Annotated in this window: 16 protein-coding genes; 13 read left to right on the top strand and 3 right to left on the bottom strand. The window is 61.5% G+C overall.

All coding sequences use genetic code 11. The features are described from left to right. The first annotated feature begins 258 nt into the window (after positions 1-258). On the top strand, positions 259-1,026 hold the full coding sequence (locus tag JWV26_RS05215; RefSeq protein WP_206418542.1) for an FCD domain-containing protein: 768 nt from the start codon (positions 259-261) through the stop codon (positions 1,024-1,026). A 189-nt stretch (positions 1,027-1,215) separates the two neighbouring features. On the opposite strand, the gene smpB is transcribed toward JWV26_RS05215, so the two are convergent. Then, positions 1,216-1,698 (bottom strand): SsrA-binding protein SmpB, encoded by a 483-nt coding sequence (smpB, locus tag JWV26_RS05210; RefSeq protein ID WP_099526116.1) that lies wholly within the window; start codon positions 1,696-1,698, stop codon positions 1,216-1,218. A gap of 127 nt (positions 1,699-1,825) precedes the next feature. Between smpB and JWV26_RS05205 the strand changes: the two genes are divergently transcribed. The 3 genes from JWV26_RS05205 to JWV26_RS05195 are packed head-to-tail and all read left to right on the top strand — an operon-like array spanning position 1,826 to position 3,977. Continuing rightward, positions 1,826-3,229: a sodium-dependent transporter gene (locus tag JWV26_RS05205; protein ID WP_206418541.1), complete on the top strand. Its 1,404-nt coding sequence runs from the start codon at positions 1,826-1,828 to the stop codon at positions 3,227-3,229. Then, complete coding sequence (locus JWV26_RS05200; RefSeq protein WP_055987035.1) at positions 3,230-3,664, top strand: type II toxin-antitoxin system RatA family toxin; 435 nt, start codon at positions 3,230-3,232, stop codon at positions 3,662-3,664. Then, positions 3,657-3,977, top strand: a complete 321-nt coding sequence (locus JWV26_RS05195) for an RnfH family protein (protein ID WP_072424271.1) — start codon at positions 3,657-3,659, stop codon at positions 3,975-3,977. Before JWV26_RS05200 ends, JWV26_RS05195 begins: the two co-directional genes overlap by 8 nt. Positions 3,978-4,046: 69 nt before the next feature. Here JWV26_RS05195 and JWV26_RS05190 read toward each other — a convergent pair whose 3' ends face one another. Further along, positions 4,047-4,565 carry an outer membrane protein assembly factor BamE gene (locus JWV26_RS05190; protein ID WP_072424270.1) on the bottom strand — a complete coding sequence of 173 codons (519 nt, stop codon included), beginning with the start codon at positions 4,563-4,565 and terminating at the stop codon, positions 4,047-4,049. Positions 4,566-4,659: 94 nt separating this feature from the next. On the opposite strand from JWV26_RS05190, the gene fur reads away from it, so the two are divergent. Continuing rightward, positions 4,660-5,064 (top strand): ferric iron uptake transcriptional regulator, encoded by a 405-nt coding sequence (gene fur, locus JWV26_RS05185; RefSeq protein ID WP_003240531.1) that lies wholly within the window; start codon positions 4,660-4,662, stop codon positions 5,062-5,064. Positions 5,065-5,161: 97 nt separating this feature from the next. Here fur and recN read toward each other — a convergent pair whose 3' ends face one another. Then, positions 5,162-6,838, bottom strand: a complete 1,677-nt coding sequence (gene recN / locus JWV26_RS05180) for a DNA repair protein RecN (protein WP_206418540.1) — start codon at positions 6,836-6,838, stop codon at positions 5,162-5,164. A gap of 157 nt (positions 6,839-6,995) precedes the next feature. Between recN and grpE the strand changes: the two genes are divergently transcribed. From grpE to JWV26_RS05140, 8 genes are all read left to right on the top strand, one after another. Beyond that, on the top strand, positions 6,996-7,565 hold the full coding sequence (gene grpE / locus JWV26_RS05175; protein ID WP_079782862.1) for a nucleotide exchange factor GrpE: 570 nt from the start codon (positions 6,996-6,998) through the stop codon (positions 7,563-7,565). A gap of 99 nt (positions 7,566-7,664) precedes the next feature. Then, positions 7,665-9,581, top strand: coding sequence for a molecular chaperone DnaK (gene dnaK, locus JWV26_RS05170; RefSeq protein ID WP_072424267.1), 1,917 nt, complete (start codon positions 7,665-7,667; stop codon positions 9,579-9,581). A 135-nt stretch (positions 9,582-9,716) separates the two neighbouring features. Continuing rightward, the gene (gene dnaJ, locus JWV26_RS05165) at positions 9,717-10,844 is read left to right on the top strand and encodes a molecular chaperone DnaJ (RefSeq protein WP_021489335.1); all 1,128 of its coding nucleotides are present in this window, start codon (positions 9,717-9,719) and stop codon (positions 10,842-10,844) included. Between the two features lie 48 nt (positions 10,845-10,892). Next, positions 10,893-11,696, top strand: coding sequence for a 4-hydroxy-tetrahydrodipicolinate reductase (dapB, locus tag JWV26_RS05160; protein ID WP_021489334.1), 804 nt, complete (start codon positions 10,893-10,895; stop codon positions 11,694-11,696). A gap of 190 nt (positions 11,697-11,886) precedes the next feature. After that, the gene (gene carA / locus JWV26_RS05155) at positions 11,887-13,035 is read left to right on the top strand and encodes a glutamine-hydrolyzing carbamoyl-phosphate synthase small subunit (RefSeq protein ID WP_072424265.1); all 1,149 of its coding nucleotides are present in this window, start codon (positions 11,887-11,889) and stop codon (positions 13,033-13,035) included. Between the two features lie 36 nt (positions 13,036-13,071). After that, positions 13,072-16,293, top strand: coding sequence for a carbamoyl-phosphate synthase large subunit (carB, locus tag JWV26_RS05150; protein WP_072424264.1), 3,222 nt, complete (start codon positions 13,072-13,074; stop codon positions 16,291-16,293). Then, positions 16,290-16,766 carry a transcription elongation factor GreA gene (gene greA, locus JWV26_RS05145; RefSeq protein ID WP_072424263.1) on the top strand — a complete coding sequence of 159 codons (477 nt, stop codon included), beginning with the start codon at positions 16,290-16,292 and terminating at the stop codon, positions 16,764-16,766. Before carB ends, greA begins: the two co-directional genes overlap by 4 nt. Continuing rightward, positions 16,744-17,184, top strand: coding sequence for a DUF4149 domain-containing protein (locus JWV26_RS05140; protein WP_093052800.1), 441 nt, complete (start codon positions 16,744-16,746; stop codon positions 17,182-17,184). Before greA ends, JWV26_RS05140 begins: the two co-directional genes overlap by 23 nt. The last annotated feature ends 41 nt before the right edge of the window (positions 17,185-17,225 follow it).

The following is a 17,225-nucleotide window of genomic DNA, read 5'->3' as shown; positions in this document are numbered from 1 at the left end:
AGGGATGAGGCGTGATCGAACAGGCTTGCAGCGCTTAGGGCTGTCATGGCGTGACCTCGATGGTTTGTTGTTCTTGTTGGTTAAATTGGTAATACCAATTTACAAAGTAGCGGGCTCAGGTTAAAAGTTGCTCAATAGGCTGTCAAATCGAGATGCTAAGACTTTGGTCGTAGAGTGCTTGCTTGTTCAGCGAAGAGGGGCGCTATAGGCTTGTCTTCTGAGGCCTTCGGCCTGGTCAAACCAATGGAGATGCGGGTAATGGAAGTAGGTCAGGTGCGGCAGCGTCGTCTCTCCGATGACATCGTCGCGCAACTGGAAACCATGATTCTCGAGGGCACCTTGCGCGCCGGGGAGAGGCTGCCTGCAGAGCGTGCGCTGGCCGAGCAGTTCGGTGTGTCTCGTCCGTCCCTGCGTGAAGCGATCCAGAAGCTGGTGGCCAAGGGGCTGCTGGTCAGTCGCCAAGGTGGCGGTAACTATGTCGCCGAATCACTCGGCTCGACCTTCAGCGACCCGCTGTTGCAACTGCTCGAGCACAAGGAAGACGCCCAGCGCGATCTGCTGGAGTTCCGTCATACGCTGGAAGGCTCCTGCGCCTACTACGCGGCCAGGCGCGCCACCGATATCGACCGCCAGCGTCTCACCGACGCGTTCGAAGCCTTGCAGGATTGCTACGCGCGAGTCGGCAAGGTGACCCGAGCCGAGGAGGGGGCGGCCGATGCGCGTTTTCACCTGGCGATTGCCGAGGCCAGCCACAACGCTGTTCTGCTGCACACTATTCGTGGCTTGTTCGACCTGCTCAAGCGCAACGTGGTGACCAACATCGGTGGCATGTATGCCCAGCGCGAAGAGACCCGCGACATGCTGATCGGACAGCACCGCGCGCTGTACCAGGCGATCATCGAAGGTCGCGCGGAAGACGCCCGCGAGCTCTCCAATCAGCACATCGACTATGTGCAGGAAGTCCTTTCGGAAGTGCAGCTGGAAGCCCAGCGCGTGGCGCGCGCGCAGAGGCGCTTGGGGATATAAAGCGAGCGGCAAGCTGCGCGTAGGGCTTACCGGGGCGCTGGCCGCTCGGAAGCAGTGCGCCGTTGGGAGTATTGGGCGTAGGTTGTAGTGCCAAGCTGGGCATGGCCTGGCGAACTGTTCGCTGGCGCTACGAGCGGCGGGTGTCCCGGTCCGCTCTACGCCAACTTTGCCTGCCGCCTGTCGCCGCCCTTAGTCTTCCTTGCCCTTGCTGCGCATGGCGCGCTGAACCTCGCGGTCGGCGTCACGTTCCTTCTCGGTGTGGCGCTTGTCGAAGTCCTTCTTGCCCTTTGCCAGGGCAATTTCGCATTTGACCAGATGCTGTTTCCAGTACAGCGACAGCGCCACGGCGGTGTAGCCCTTCTGCTGTACGGAGCCGAACAGCTTTTCCAGCTCGCGCTTGTTCAGCAGCAGCTTGCGCGTGCGGGTCGGGTCGGCGATGACGTGGGTGCTGGCGGTTTTCAGGGGCGCGATGTGGCAGCCCATCAGCCAGGCTTCATCGTCCTTGAGCAGCACGTAGCTGTCGACCAACTGTGCCTTGCCGGCACGCAGGCTCTTCACTTCCCAGCCGGACAGCACCAGGCCGGCCTCGAACTTGTGTTCGATGAAATAGTCATGCAGCGCCTTTTTGTTCAGCGCGATGGTGCCTTGAGGATGTTTCTTTTGCTTAGCCATAGGGCGCGCATTATAGGGAGTCGTCCGCGCCTGCGCCATGGGGCTTTACCGGGCCAAACTTGAGCCCATGCCGCGAATCTCCGACAATGCGCGATCTTTTTTCCCGCAGTATGGGGTCTTGGCCGCAATGGCGAGCGACAAAGTTTCGATTCATGGTGCCTGGGCCAGTCGCTGGGTGTTCATTCTGGCGGCGACCGGCTCGGCTGTCGGGCTCGGCAATATCTGGAAATTCCCCTATATGACCGGGGTCTACGGCGGCGGTGCGTTCGTCGTTATGTACCTGTTCTGCATCGCCCTGGTGGGTGTGCCGATCATGCTGGCGGAAACCCTGATCGGCCGCCGCGGCCGGCAGAGCCCGGTCAATGCGATGAAGAGCCTGGCGATCGAAGCCGGAGCCTCGAAGCACTGGTCGCTGGCTGCGCTGATGGGGATGGTCGCTGCGCTACTGATCCTGTCCTTCTACAGCGTGGTAGCCGGTTGGTCGCTGGATTACATCATCGGCATGGGCCGTGGCGACTTCACCGGCATCAGCGCCGATGGGGCAGGTGCGGCGTTTGGCGGTCTCACCTCCGATCCGTGGCGACTGACCCTGTGGCACAGCCTGTTCATGCTGGTCACCGCGTTCGTCATCGGCAAGGGCGTGGTAGCGGGATTGGAGCGCAGCCTGCGCATCATGATGCCGCTGCTGTTCGTGTTGTTGCTGGTGCTGCTGGGTTACAGCTTCACCACTGGGCATTTTCGCGAAGGTTTCGACTTCCTCTTCCATTTCGATCCGAGCAAGGTGCAGGACGGCATTCTGGCAGCCATGGGCCACGCCTTCTTTACCCTGAGTGTGGGCGTGGGCTCGATCATGGTCTACGGCGCCTACATGCCGAAGAAGGCCTCGATCGGCGCCACGGTGCTGACCGTCGGTCTGCTCGATACCCTGGTGGCGCTGACGGCGGGTCTGGCATTGTTCCCCATCGTCTTTGCCGCCGGCCTGGAGCCGGGCGGTGGCCCGGGGCTGATGTTCGTCACCCTGCCGATCGCCTTCGGCAATATCGCTTTCGGTCAGGTGATGGGGTTGATCTTCTTCGTGCTGGTGGCTGTTGCCGCATGGAGTTCGTCGATCTCCATGCTGGAGCCGGCCGTGGCCTACTTCGTCGAAAAAACCGGGCGCAGCCGTGCGCAGGTAACCGCCGCGCTGGCGCTGCTGTGCTGGCTGGTGGGGATGGGCACGGTGCTGTCGTTCAACCTGTGGGCCGAGGCCAAGTTCTTCGTCTTCGCCGAGGACGGTTTCCATCTGTTGCAGTGGGGTGCCGAGGGCGGCAAGACCTTCTTCGACAGCATCGACTACCTCACCAGCCGTATCCTGCTGCCGCTGGGCGGTCTGTCTTTCGCCATGTTTGCTGGTTGGGTGCTGAGCCGTGATGCTGTGCGTGAAGAGTTGTCCATCAGAAGCCCGCTGCTGTTCAATCTGGCCCTCTGGCTGATTCGCGTAGTGGCGCCAATCGGCGTGCTGATCGTGTTCATTGCGGAGCTGAGCAAGTAAATGGCTACTCGAATCCAGCGTTCGGCGCTGTTGCCGTACCCGGCGCAGGCACTGTTTGATCTCGTCAACGACGTGGCCGGTTACCCACAGTTTCTGCCTTGGTGCCGCGCCAGTGAGGTGTTGGAGGTCAGCGAGACGCATATGCTGGCCAGCCTCGAGGTTGCCAAAGGCAGTATCGGCCAGCGCTTCGTCACGCGTAATGTCTTGCAGCCTGGACAGCGTATCGAGATGAACCTGCAGGAAGGGCCTTTTACCAGTCTCCATGGCGTCTGGGAGTTCAAGGCGCTGGGCGACAAGGCCTGCAAGATCAGCCTGGACCTTACCTTCGACTATGCTGGGCCGCTGGTGCGTGCCACGCTGGGCCCGCTGTTCAATCAGGCGGCCAATACCATGGTCGACGCCTTCTGCCAGCGAGCCAAGCAGCTATATGGATAAGCCCAGTATCGCCATCGAAGTGGTCTATGCCCTTGCCGAACGGCAGAAGCTCCTGCGTCTGTCCGTACCGACCGGTACCACGGTGCGCGAGGCCGCGCTGCGTTCTGGTATGCAGCAGTTCTTTCCAGAGCTGGATCTGAGCCAGGCGCCGCTGGGCATCTTTGGCAAGGCGGTAGGCAAGCCGGAAGAGCGAGTGCTGGAGGAGGGGGAGCGCGTCGAGATCTATCGACCGCTGATCGCCGATCCGAAGGAAGTGCGCAAGCAGCGTGCGGCCAAAGCCAAGGCCAGGGAAGAAGGCGAGGAGTCGAGCTGACCCGTCAGCTCGTAAGGCGGCAGATATGAAAAAGCCCGGATTCGCTCCGGGCTTTTTCGTGTCCGCGTGTTACTGCGGATCGGTGTCCAGCGGCTCGGGAGTCGGAACCGGGACGGTTTCGACCTGATCCACCTCACGCTGAATCTGCTCGAGCAACGAGCCTGGCGCCGGCGGGGTTTCGTCCTGTGGTTTGGCTTGCGGCTGCGCACTGTCGGTGTCGCTACCTTCGCCCATGATTGCCTGGTCACGGCTGACGCCGGGCATGAAGTCGCCGGCCAGGCCAACCAGTTGGTCGCTGCCGTCGAATACCAGGCTGACGCGTTCCTGCAGGCGCTGACCGCCGCCAGGCTGGATGCTGTACAGATAATCCCAGCGATCGGCATGGAAGGTGTCGGTGATCAACGGGTTGCCCATGATAAACCGCACTTGGCGTCGGGTCATTCCCGGGCGTAGCTGGTCTATCATGTCCTGTGTCACGACATTGCCCTGTTGAATGTCGATCTTGTAAACCCCGGGGAATGAACAACCGGCGAGTGCGAAGAGCCCGGTTAGCGACAGGCTGGTCAGCAAGAGCTTGGTTTTTTGCATCGGAGGGTGACTTCCACTATCTTGGGCAACTTGAACCCCGGATCATACCCGTATTGAAGGGTGCTGCGAAGCAGCATCCATGAGAAAGCAGACCATGGTTGAAAATAACGAACTGCGCAAAGCTGGACTGAAGGTGACTCTGCCACGAGTCAAAATCCTGCAAATGCTCGACAACGCCGAGCACCGCCACATGAGTGCGGAGGATGTCTACAAGGCTCTGATGGAGGCGGGTGAGGACGTTGGCCTGGCCACCGTGTACCGCGTGCTGACTCAGTTCGAGGCTGCCGGCCTGGTGGTGCGCCACAACTTCGATGGCGGCCATGCCGTGTTCGAGTTGGCTGACAGCGGCCATCACGACCATATGGTCTGCGTCGACTCGGGTGAAGTGATCGAGTTCTTCGACGCCGAGATCGAGAAGCGTCAGAAGGAGATCGTCAAGGAGCACGGTTTCGAACTGGTCGATCACAATCTGGTGCTGTACGTGCGCAAGAAGAGCTGATTCTTCTGCGGCAATGAGAAAGGCGACCCTCGGGTCGCCTTTTTGCTTTGTCTCGCCTGGAAGCAGTCCCGGGTTTGGTGCTCCGGGCTACTTCGCTTCAGGCAGCCTGAGCGCTGGTGACCATCTTGCGCGCGTGAGCCAGGGATTCCTCGGTCAGGTCAACGCCACCGAGCATGCGGGCTATTTCCTCGACGCGGCCACTCTCGTCCAGCTTGCTCACGGCGGTAGACGTGGCATCTTCGTCTCGACGCTTGTGCACGAATAGATGTTGATGGCCCTGCGCTGCGACTTGCGGCAAGTGGGTGACGCACAGCACCTGGCCGCGTTCGCCGAGGCGGCGCAGTAGCTGCCCGACCACTTCGGCGGTCGGGCCGCCGATGCCGACGTCCACTTCGTCGAATACCAGGGTCGGTACACGCGAGGTCTGCGCGGTGATCACCTGGATCGCCAGGCTGATACGTGACAGCTCACCGCCGGAGGCTACCTTGGCCAGGCCGCGTAGCGGCTGGCCGGGGTTGGCGCTGACCAGGAACTCCACCATTTCCAGGCCACTGGCATGCGGTTCTTCGCTGCTCATGGCCTGGAGCTGGATGTTGAAGCGGCCGCCAGGCATGCCCAGCGCCTGCATTTCCTGCTCCACTGCAGCGGCCAGACGCTCGGCAGCATTGCAGCGCAGTGTGCTGAGTTCGGCGGCTTTCTCCTGGTAATGGCGCTCATAGGCGGCCAGCTCTTCGGCCAGGCGTTCACTGGCCTGGTCGTCGGCATTCAGGCCTTCAAGCTCCTCGAACAACTGTTGCTGCAAGGCGGCCAACTCGGTGGGTTGGATGCGATGTTTGCGTGCCAGGGTGTAGATGGTGTCCAGGCGCTCTTCGAGAAACTGCTGACGCTCCGGGTCGGCGTCGAAGTGATCGAGGAAGCGATTCAGCTCGCCGACTGCTTCTTCGACCTGGATCTGCGCACTGGCCAGCAGGTTGCTGGCTTCGTTCAAGGCACCGCCCTGGCCGCCAAAGGCGCCCAGGCGGTTAAGGCTGGCGGTCAGTGCGGACAGCACGTTGCCAGCATCGCTCTCGCTGCACAGATCGAGCACCTGGCGACAGGCCGCGAGCAGCGCTTCGGCATTGCTCAGCGCCTTGTGCTCCTGTTCCAGCTGTTCCAGTTCGTTGTCGCCCAGCGCCAGATTTTCCAGCTCTTCCAGTTGATAGCTGAGCAACTGGTGGCGGGCGCGCTGTTCGTCACCCTGGCTGGAGATGCGCTCCAGTTCGTTGCGTGTCTGCTTCCAGCGTTGCGCGGCGAGTTGCACCTGGCGCGCGAGGTCCTGGCTGCCGGCGTATTCGTCGAGCAGGCGGCGATGGGTGTCGGTCTTGAGCAGCGACTGATGCTCATGCTGGCTATGGATATCGATGATCAGCTCGCCAAGGGCCTTGAGGTCGGCCTGCGGGCAGGGGCTGCCGTTGATATAGCCACGCGAGCGCCCTTCAGCGGTGATCACCCGGCGCAGGATGCACGGGCCGTCGTTGTCCAGATCCCGCTCGGCGAGCCAGGCACGGGCTTCGGGAATGTCCGCCAGATCGAAGCTGGCGAGAATGTCAGCCTTGTCTGCGCCTGGGCGTACTACGCCGCTGTCGGCGCGATCACCCAGGCACAGGCCGAGGGCGTCGAGCATGATCGATTTGCCCGCGCCGGTCTCGCCGCTGATGGCGCTCATGCCGGCATCCAGCTCGAGATCCAGGTGGTCGACGATGGCGTAGTTGTGAATGGACAGGTGCACCAGCATGGCGAACGCTCCCGAATTGATGTCTGGTTATTTATACAGTGTTTTTTCTTTCTCTGGCAATCCTCCCTATTGCCCCTTGAAACCTGTGGAATTGACTCCATATAGGCGGCAGGAGCGCGAGTCGGTATCGCGCCAGTTTTTTCGAGAGGAGAAAGGCATGGCTGACGAACAGACCCTGGATACGCAGAATCCCGAGGCGCAGGCAGCAGACGCTGTGGCGCCTGGTGACGACCTGGCTGCTCGCGTGCAAACGCTGGAAGAGCAACTGGCCGCTGCGCAGGATCAGTCGCTGCGCATGGCTGCCGACCTGCAAAACGTGCGTCGTCGCGCGGAGCAGGATGTAGAGAAGGCACACAAATTCGCGCTGGAAAAGTTCGCCGGCGATCTGCTGCCGGTCATCGACAGTCTGGAACGCGGCCTGGAGCTGTCCAGCCCTGACGATGTGTCGATCAAGGCCGTGCGTGAGGGCATGCAACTGACCCTCAAACTGTTCCACGACACTCTGGCTCGCTACAACCTGGAAGCCATCGACCCGCATGGTGCGCCGTTCAATCCGGAGCATCACCAGGCCATGGCCATGGAAGAGAGCATCCACGCCGAGCCGAACTCGGTGCTCAAGGTGTTCCAGAAGGGCTATCTGCTCAACGGTCGTCTGCTGCGTCCGGCCATGGTCGTGGTCAGCAAGGCACCAACCACGCCGCCGCCGAGTATCGACGAGCAGGCTTGAAATCAGCTGTAACGACCCCATTTTTAAGTCAAGCGTTTTAGTGCTGCCGGCGCCTGAGAAACGAGGCGACGGAAAAATCAAAGTTTCGGGAGAACATTCATGGGCAAAATTATCGGTATCGACCTGGGGACCACCAACTCCTGTGTCTCCATTTTGGAGAATGGCAACGTCAAGGTAATCGAGAACGCCGAAGGCGCTCGTACCACGCCGTCCATCATCGCTTACGCCAATGACGGTGAAATTCTCGTGGGCCAGTCGGCCAAGCGTCAGGCCGTGACCAACCCGCACAACACCCTGTATGCGGTGAAGCGTCTGATCGGTCGTCGTTTCGACGAAGAAGTCGTGCAGAAAGACATTCAGATGGTGCCGTACAAGATCGCCAAGGCTGACAACGGTGACGCCTGGGTTGAAGTGAACGGCCAGAAGATGGCGCCGCCGCAAATCTCGGCTGAAATTCTCAAGAAGATGAAGAAGACCGCCGAGGACTACCTGGGCGAGCCAGTCACCGAAGCGGTCATCACCGTTCCGGCCTACTTCAACGACAGCCAGCGTCAGGCCACCAAGGATGCTGGTCGCATCGCCGGTCTGGACGTCAAGCGCATCATCAACGAGCCGACTGCGGCTGCGCTGGCTTATGGCATGGACAAGGCCAAGGGCGACCACACCGTGATCGTCTATGACCTGGGTGGCGGTACTTTCGACGTGTCGGTGATCGAGATCGCGGAAGTCGATGGCGAGCACCAGTTCGAAGTGTTGGCTACCAACGGTGACACCTTCCTCGGCGGTGAGGACTTCGATATTCGTCTGATCGACTACCTCGTCGACGAATTCAAGAAAGAAACCGGCATGAACCTCAAGGGCGATCCGCTGGCCATGCAGCGCCTCAAGGAAGCTGCCGAGAAGGCCAAGATCGAGCTGTCCTCGAGCCAGCAGACCGACGTCAACCTGCCGTACATCACTGCAGATGCCACCGGTCCGAAGCACCTGAACGTGAAGATCTCCCGTTCCAAGCTCGAATCGCTGGTCGAGGACCTGGTGCAGCGCACCATCGAGCCTTGCCGTATCGCGTTGAAGGATGCCGGTGTCGACGTCGGTTCGATCAACGACGTGATCTTGGTCGGCGGTCAGACCCGCATGCCGTTGGTGCAGAAGCTGGTGACCGAGTTCTTCGGCAGAGAAGCACGCAAGGACGTCAACCCGGATGAAGCCGTCGCCATGGGCGCTGCCATTCAGGGCGCCGTTCTGGCCGGTGACGTTAAGGACGTACTGCTGCTGGACGTATCCCCGCTGACCCTGGGTATCGAAACCATGGGCGGCGTGATGACTGCGCTGATCGAGAAGAACACCACTATTCCGACCAAGAAGTCGCAGGTGTTCTCTACTGCCGATGACAACCAGAGCGCCGTGACCATTCACGTGCTGCAGGGTGAGCGCAAGCAGGCCGCCCAGAACAAGTCCCTCGGCAAGTTCGACCTGGCCGAGATTCCGCCGGCTCCGCGTGGCGTGCCGCAGATCGAAGTGACCTTCGATATCGACGCCAACGGCATCCTGCACGTGTCCGCCAAGGACAAGGCCACCGGCAAGCAGCAGTCCATCGTGATCAAGGCCAACTCCGGTCTGTCCGATGAGGAAATCGAGCGTATGGTGCGTGACGCCGAGGCCAATGCCGAGGAAGACCGCAAGTTCGAAGAGCTGGCCACGGCACGTAACCAGGGTGATCAGCTGGTGCACGCCACCCGCAAGATGATCACCGAGGCTGGCGACAAGGCCACTGCCGACGAGAAGGCGGCCATCGAGAAAGCCATTGGCGAACTGGAAGTGGCCGTGAAGGGTGACGACAAGGCCGCCATCGAAGCCAAGATGAACGCACTGTCCGAAGCCACCACGCCGCTGGCGCAGAAGATGTACGCTGAGCAGCCGCAAGGCGGTGCTGCCCAGGCTGACGCTGGCGACGCCAAGGATGCCGGTGACGACGTGGTCGACGCTGAGTTCGAAGAGGTCAAGGAGAACAAGTAAGGGATGCGGCCTGCTCGGCGGGCCGCCTCTTCTTTACGCTCCACCGTCGCTCGCGACGGGCAGGATTCGCCGCGCGGGAGCCTTCTCCCGCGTCGGCGTATCTGGAGCTCACGAATCTGAGAGTGCAGCACAACTATGGCAAAACGTGACTATTACGAGATCCTGGGGGTCGAGCGCGGCGCTAGTGAAGCCGAGCTGAAGAAGGCCTACCGGCGCCTGGCGATGAAGTATCACCCGGACCGCAACCCGGACGACAAAGACGCCGAAGAGAAATTCAAGGAGGCCAACGAGGCCTACGAAGTGCTTTCTGACGCGGCCAAGCGTTCGGCCTACGACCAATACGGCCACGCCGGGGTCGACCCGCAGATGGGTGGCGGCGGTGGCGCTGGTTTCGGCGGCGCCAACTTCTCCGATATCTTCGGTGACGTGTTCAGCGACTTCTTCGGCGGCGCTCGCGGCGGTTCGCGTGGCGGTGCCCAGCGCGGCTCGGATCTGCGCTACACCCTAGAACTGGATCTGGAAGAAGCGGTGCGCGGTACCACCGTGACCATCCGCGTGCCGACTCTGGTCGGCTGCAAGACCTGCGATGGCTCGGGCGCCAAGAAGGGTACCAGCCCGGTCACCTGTACCACCTGTGGTGGTATCGGTCAGGTGCGCATGCAGCAGGGCTTCTTCTCCGTGCAGCAGACCTGCCCGCGCTGCCATGGCAGCGGCAAGATGATCACCGATCCTTGCGGCAGTTGCCACGGTCAGGGGCGCGTGGAAGAGAGCAAGACGCTGTCGGTCAAGGTGCCGCCAGGTGTCGATACCGGTGACCGCATTCGCCTGTCCGGCGAGGGCGAGGCCGGTACGCACGGCGGTCCGGCCGGTGACCTCTATGTGGTGGTCAACGTCCGTGAGCATGCGATCTTCCAGCGTGACGGCAAGCATCTTTACTGCGAAGTGCCGATCAGCTTCGCCGATGCGGCGCTGGGTGGCGAGCTGGAAGTGCCGACTCTCGATGGTCGGGTCAAGCTGAAGATCCCGGAAGGTACTCAGACCGGCAAGCTGTTCCGTCTGCGTGGCAAGGGCGTGGCCCCGGTGCGCGGCGGTGCGGCGGGCGACCTGATGTGCAGGGTCGCGGTGGAAACACCGGTCAACCTGAACAAGCGTCAGCGCGAACTGCTCGATGAGTTCCGCAAGTCGCTGCAGGGTGACGATTCCCACTCACCCAAGGCCAGTGGCTGGTTCGAAGGTGTGAAGCGCTTCTTCGGCGACGTTTAACCCCAAAGTGCCCCGGTGGACGCCGGGGCGACAGCTTGGAGCTGATGTATGCAACGTATTGCAGTGATGGGCGCAGCCGGGCGTATGGGCAAGACCCTGATCGAAGCGGTGAGCCAGGCCGAGGGCGCCAAGCTCAGTGCCGCCATCGACCGCGCCGATAGCAGCCTGATCGGTGCCGATGCCGGCGAGCTGGTCGGCCTGGGCAAGATTGGTGTAACCCTGGCGGGTGATCTGGCCGCAGTGGTCGACGATTTTGACGTGCTGATCGACTTCACCCATCCGTCGGTGACCCTGAAGAACCTGGAGGTCTGCCGCCAGGCGGGCAAGGCTATGGTCATCGGTACCACTGGTTTCACCGTGGAAGAGAAACAGCAACTGAGCGAAGCGGCCAAGCAGATCCCCATCGTTTTTGCCGCCAACTTCAGTGTCGGCGTCAACCTGTGCCTGAAGCTGCTGGATACCGCTGCTCGCGTGCTGGGTGACGACGTGGACATCGAAATCATCGAAGCCCACCACCGGCACAAGGTCGACGCACCGTCCGGTACAGCACTGCGCATGGGCGAAGTGGTTGCCGATGCACTGGGGCGTGATCTGCAGAAAGTCGCCGTGTATGGCCGTGAAGGTCAGACCGGCGCCCGTGAGCGCGAGACCATTGGTTTCGCTACCGTGCGTGCCGGTGACGTGGTGGGTGACCACACCGTGCTGTTCGCCGCCGATGGCGAGCGTGTCGAGATCACGCACAAGGCCTCCAGCCGCATGACCTTCGCCAAGGGCGCGGTGCGTTCGGCGCTGTGGCTGCAGGGGCGTGATGCCGCTCTGTACGACATGCAGGACGTGCTGGGTCTGCGCTGATGCGAATGTGTGACTGAGGCGTCTTATCGGGTGGACCGAAAAAGGGTTTTCCTGTAAGCTTCCTGTTTTAGTGTGTCCACTAAAAGTTACGCAGAATGGCTCAAATAAAAAAGCGGGATGACCTTCACACGTCATCCCGCTTTTTTACAACCTGCGTTTGCTTCAAGCCTTGATCGAGACGGAGGTCTTCTTGACTAAGCCAGCCCCCAAACCTGCCATTTTGGCCCTTGCTGACGGCAGCATTTTTCGCGGCGATTCCATCGGGGCCGATGGCCAGACGATCGGAGAGGTGGTGTTCAACACCGCCATGACCGGCTATCAGGAAATCCTTACCGATCCATCCTATGCCCAGCAGATCGTTACCCTGACTTACCCGCACATCGGCAACACCGGCACCACGCCGGAAGATGCCGAGTCCAACCGCGTCTGGGCCGCTGGCCTGATCATTCGCGACCTGCCGCTGATTTCCAGCAACTGGCGCGACAAGCAGCCGCTGGACGAGTACCTGAAAGCCAATGGCACCGTCGCCATCGCCGGTATCGATACTCGCCGTCTGACCCGCATCCTGCGCGAAAAGGGTTCGCAGAATGGCTGCATTCTGGTCGGTGACGACGCCACCGAAGAGAAAGCACTGGAGCTGGCACGCAGTTTCCCGGGCCTCAAAGGCATGGACCTGGCCAAGGTCGTCAGCTGCACCGAGCGCTACGAGTGGCGCGAAAGCACCTGGAACCTGCAGTCCGACAGCCACCCGGAGATTCCGGCCAGCGAGCTGCCTTATCACGTGGTTGCCTACGACTACGGCGTGAAGCTGAACATCCTGCGCATGCTGGTCGAGCGTGGCTGCCGCCTGACCGTGGTGCCGGCGCAAACTCCGGCCAGTGAGGTGCTGGCACTCAATCCTGATGGCGTGTTCCTCTCCAACGGTCCTGGCGATCCCGAGCCGTGCGACTACGCAATCCAGGCGATCAAGGACGTGCTGGAAACCGATATCCCGGTATTCGGCATCTGCCTCGGCCACCAGTTGCTGGCCCTGGCCTCCGGCGCCAAGACCCTGAAGATGGGTCATGGCCACCACGGTGCCAACCACCCGGTACAGGATCTCGACAGCGGTGTGGTGATGATCACCAGCCAGAACCACGGTTTCGCCGTGGACGAGAGCAGCCTGCCGGGCAACCTGCGTGCGATCCACAAGTCGCTGTTCGATGGCACCCTGCAGGGCATCGAGCGTACCGACAAGGACGCCTTCAGCTTCCAGGGTCACCCCGAAGCGAGCCCCGGCCCGCACGACGTGGCGCCGTTGTTCGACCGCTTCATCGAAGCCATGGCCAAGCGCCGCTAAGCCCGCCGACCGACCTACGGATTCGAGAGAGAAAAAATGCCAAAACGTACAGACATCAAAAGTATCCTGATCCTCGGCGCCGGCCCCATCGTCATCGGCCAGGCCTGTGAGTTCGACTACTCCGGCGCTCAGGCCTGCAAGGCGCTGAAGGAAGAAGGTTTCCGCGTCATCCTGGTGAACTCCAACCCGGCCACCATCATGACCGACCCGTCGATGGCCGACGCCACCTACATCGAGCCGATCAAATGGGCCACCGTGGCCAAGATCATCGAGAAGGAGCGCCCCGACGCCCTGCTGCCGACCATGGGTGGCCAGACCGCGCTGAACTGCGCGCTGGATCTGGAGCGTCATGGCGTACTGGAGAAATTTGGCGTCGAGATGATCGGCGCCAACGCCGACACCATCGACAAGGCTGAAGACCGTTCGCGCTTCGACAAGGCGATGAAGGACATCGGCCTGGCCTGCCCGGTATCCGGCATCGCCCATAGCATGGAAGATGCCTACGGCGTCCTGGAGAAGGTCGGCTTCCCGTGCATCATCCGTCCGTCCTTCACCATGGGCGGCACCGGTGGCGGCATCGCCTACAACCGTGAAGAGTTCGAGGAAATCTGCGCCCGTGGTCTCGACCTGTCGCCGACCAGTGAGCTGCTGATCGACGAGTCGCTGATCGGCTGGAAGGAATACGAGATGGAGGTGGTCCGTGACAAGAAGGACAACTGCATCATCGTCTGCTCCATCGAGAACTTCGACCCGATGGGCGTACACACCGGTGACTCGATCACCGTCGCGCCGGCACAGACCCTGACCGACAAGGAATACCAGATCCTGCGTAACGCCTCCTTGGCGGTACTGCGTGAGATTGGCGTGGAAACCGGCGGCTCCAACGTGCAGTTCGGTATCTGCCCGAATACCGGCCGCATGGTCGTCATCGAAATGAATCCGCGTGTATCGCGCAGCTCGGCGCTGGCCTCCAAGGCCACCGGCTTCCCGATCGCAAAGATCGCCGCCAAGCTGGCTGTCGGCTACACCCTCGACGAGCTGTCCAACGACATCACCGGCGGTCGTACCCCGGCGTCGTTCGAGCCGGCCATCGACTACGTGGTGACCAAGGTGCCGCGCTTCGCCTTCGAGAAATTCCCCAAGGCCGATGCGCGCTTGACCACCCAGATGAAGTCCGTCGGTGAGGTCATGGCCATCGGTCGTACCTTCCAGGAGTCCATGCAGAAGGCCCTGCGCGGCCTGGAAGTGGGTGTTGCCGGCTTCGATCCAAAGCTCGACCTGAACGACCCTGAAGCTGAAAGCACCCTGCGCCGCGAATTGACCGTGCCCAGCGCCGACCGCATCTGGTACGTGGCCGATGCCTTCCGCGCCGGCAAGACCGTCGCCGAAGTGTTCGAGCTGACCCGTATCGACGAGTGGTTCCTGGTGCAGATCGAAGATCTGATCAAGGACGAGGCCACCGTGCAGACCCTCGGTCTGTCGGCTATCGACCGCGACCTGATGTTCAAGCTCAAGCGCAAGGGCTTCTCCGATGCGCGCCTGGCCAAGCTGCTGGGTGTTTCCGAGAAGAGTCTGCGTGCCCATCGCCACAAGCTCAAGGTGCTGCCGGTGTACAAGCGCGTGGACACCTGCGCCGCCGAGTTCGCCACCGACACCGCCTACATGTACTCGACCTACGAGGAAGAGTGCGAGGCCAATCCGTCGAGTCGCGAGAAGATCATGATCCTCGGTGGTGGCCCCAACCGTATCGGCCAGGGCATCGAGTTCGACTACTGCTGCGTACACGCCGCGCTGGCCATGCGTGAAGACGGTTACGAGACCATCATGGTCAACTGCAACCCGGAAACCGTCTCCACCGACTACGACACCTCCGATCGCCTGTACTTCGAGCCGGTGACCCTGGAAGACGTGCTGGAAATCGTCCGTGTCGAGCAGCCGAAAGGCGTCATCGTCCAGTACGGCGGCCAGACTCCGCTGAAGATCTGCCGCGCCCTGGAAGAAGCGGGCGTACCGATCATCGGCACCAGCCCCGAGGCCATCGACCGCGCCGAAGACCGCGAGCGCTTCCAGCAGATGGTGCAGCGCCTGAATCTGCGTCAGCCGGCCAACGCCACTGCGCGCAGCGAAGACGAGGCCCTGGCCTTGTCGAAGAACATCGGTTACCCGATGGTGGTGCGTCCGTCCTATGTACTGGGCGGCCGGGCGATGGAAATCGTCTACCAGGAAGAAGAACTCAAGCGCTACATGCGCGAAGCGGTGAAAGTCTCCAACGACAGCCCAGTGCTGCTCGATCGCTTCCTCAACTGCGCCATCGAGGTGGACGTGGATGCGGTGTGCGACGGCGAGACCGTGGTGATCGGCGCGATCATGCAGCACATCGAACAGGCCGGCGTGCACTCTGGTGACTCCGCCTGCTCGCTGCCGCCATACTCGCTGCCGATGCACATCCAGGACGAGATCCGCGACCAGGTCAAGAAAATGGCCCTGGAGCTCGGCGTGGTTGGCCTGATGAACGTGCAGATGGCGGTGCAGGGCGAAGACATCTACGTCATCGAGGTGAACCCGCGCGCCTCGCGTACCGTGCCGTTCGTCTCCAAGTGCGTCGGCGAGTCGCTGGCCAAGGTGGCTGCACGCGTCATGGCTGGCAAGAGCCTGGCCGAGGCCGGTTACAGCAAGGAAATCATCCCGCCGTTCTTCAGCGTCAAGGAAGCGGTGTTCCCCTTCGCCAAGTTCCCCGGCGTCGACCCGATTCTCGGCCCGGAGATGAAGTCCACCGGTGAAGTCATGGGGGTCGGTGACACCTTCGGCGAAGCCTTCGCCAAGGCCCAGCTCGGTGCCAGCGAGATCCTGCCGAACTCCGGTTGCGCCTTCATCAGCGTACGTGAAGATGACAAGCCGGAAGCCGTTCAGGTCGCCCGTGATCTGGTCGCGCTGGGCTTTGAAGTGGTTGCCACTGCCGGCACCGCCAAGGTGATCGAGGCTGCTGGTCTGCCAGTTCGTCGCGTGAACAAGGTGACTGAAGGTCGTCCGCATGTCGTCGACATGATCAAGAATGATGAGGTCACCCTGATCATCAATACCACCGAGGGGCGCCAGTCCATCGCTGACTCCTACTCGATCCGTCGTAACGCCCTGCAGCACAAGATCTACTGCACCACGACCATCGCGGCGGGTCAGGCGGTCTGTGAAGCGCTCAAGTTCGGCCCGGAGAAGACTGTGCGCCGGCTGCAGGATCTGCATGCAGGAATCAAGGCATGAACAAATATCCAATGACCGTTCAGGGCGCTCGCGCCCTGGAAGAAGAGCTGGCGCACCTGACCAAGGTGGTTCGCCCGAAACTCAGTCAGGACATCGGTGAAGCCCGCGAGCTGGGTGATCTCAAGGAAAACGCCGAGTACCACGCCGCGCGTGAGCAGCAGGGCATGGTCGAAGCGCGTGTGCGTGATATCGAAGGTCGTCTGCAGAACGCGGTGATCATCGATGTCACCACTATCGAGCACACCGGCAAGGTGATCTTCGGCACTACGGTGGAAATCGCCAACGTCGAGACTGACGAAAGCGTGACCTACCAGATCGTTGGCGAAGATGAAGCCGACATCAAGCAGGGCAAGATCTCCGTCGGCTCGCCTATCGCCCGTGCCTTGATTGGCAAGAATGAAGGCGACGTGGTTGCGGTGCAGACCCCCAGTGGCCTGATCGAGTACGAGATTGTCGAAGTCCGCCACATATAAGTCACAGCAGCCGTCGCGGGCGGCTGCCGTTAGCTGGCAGCTGGCCCAGACTCTTTGGGTCGGCGGCTTGTGGTTGCTGCAATTCGTCATTCTGCCAGCCATCGGCCAGACCGGCCTGGCACCTCTGCTGGTGCAGGAGATAGCCACGCGGCTGGTGTCGCTACTGGTCGGTCTGACAGCGGTATGCGTTGCTCTGCAGGCTTTTGCCTTGCTGCGCAGTGAAGGTCTGTCGAGCCTATTGCGGGATATGCGTGGGCAACTACTGCTGACCGTTGCGGTCATGGCCCTGAGCTACTTCGCTGTGTTGCGCTACTGGCCCGATGTCGAGTACTGGCTGCGCTTCAGCTATCTGGTGATGGCGTTTTGTGGGCTGTTGCTGGTGCTGCAGCCCGTGCCTGGGGCGCCGGTCAGGCGCTAACGACGCTTTCAGACGCGAATTCATTCGCGATCAGGGCACGC

This window comes from Ectopseudomonas toyotomiensis (genome assembly GCF_017167985.1).
GTDB classification, from domain to species: Bacteria; Pseudomonadota; Gammaproteobacteria; order Pseudomonadales; family Pseudomonadaceae; genus Aquipseudomonas; species Aquipseudomonas toyotomiensis.
Note: the sequence above shows the minus strand (reverse complement) of the source record. Positions and strands in the feature narration are given on the sequence as shown.

Bases quoted from the DNA above. Each gene is read 5' to 3' on its own strand.
- JWV26_RS05190 (WP_072424270.1), bottom strand. From the start codon at position 4,565: ATGCAAAAAACCAAGCTCTTGCTGACCAGCCTGTCGCTAACCGGGCTC.
- carB (WP_072424264.1), top strand. From the start codon at position 13,072: ATGCCAAAACGTACAGACATCAAAAGTATCCTGATCCTCGGCGCCGGC.
- grpE (WP_079782862.1), top strand. From the start codon at position 6,996: ATGGCTGACGAACAGACCCTGGATACGCAGAATCCCGAGGCGCAGGCA.
- dapB (WP_021489334.1), top strand. From the start codon at position 10,893: ATGCAACGTATTGCAGTGATGGGCGCAGCCGGGCGTATGGGCAAGACC.
- dnaK (WP_072424267.1), top strand. From the start codon at position 7,665: ATGGGCAAAATTATCGGTATCGACCTGGGGACCACCAACTCCTGTGTC.
- JWV26_RS05200 (WP_055987035.1), top strand. From the start codon at position 3,230: ATGGCTACTCGAATCCAGCGTTCGGCGCTGTTGCCGTACCCGGCGCAG.
- JWV26_RS05205 (WP_206418541.1), top strand. From the start codon at position 1,826: ATGGCGAGCGACAAAGTTTCGATTCATGGTGCCTGGGCCAGTCGCTGG.
- JWV26_RS05195 (WP_072424271.1), top strand. From the start codon at position 3,657: ATGGATAAGCCCAGTATCGCCATCGAAGTGGTCTATGCCCTTGCCGAA.
- fur (WP_003240531.1), top strand. From the start codon at position 4,660: ATGGTTGAAAATAACGAACTGCGCAAAGCTGGACTGAAGGTGACTCTG.
- JWV26_RS05215 (WP_206418542.1), top strand. From the start codon at position 259: ATGGAAGTAGGTCAGGTGCGGCAGCGTCGTCTCTCCGATGACATCGTC.
- dnaJ (WP_021489335.1), top strand. From the start codon at position 9,717: ATGGCAAAACGTGACTATTACGAGATCCTGGGGGTCGAGCGCGGCGCT.
- smpB (WP_099526116.1), bottom strand. From the start codon at position 1,698: ATGGCTAAGCAAAAGAAACATCCTCAAGGCACCATCGCGCTGAACAAA.
- recN (WP_206418540.1), bottom strand. From the start codon at position 6,838: ATGCTGGTGCACCTGTCCATTCACAACTACGCCATCGTCGACCACCTG.
- greA (WP_072424263.1), top strand. From the start codon at position 16,290: ATGAACAAATATCCAATGACCGTTCAGGGCGCTCGCGCCCTGGAAGAA.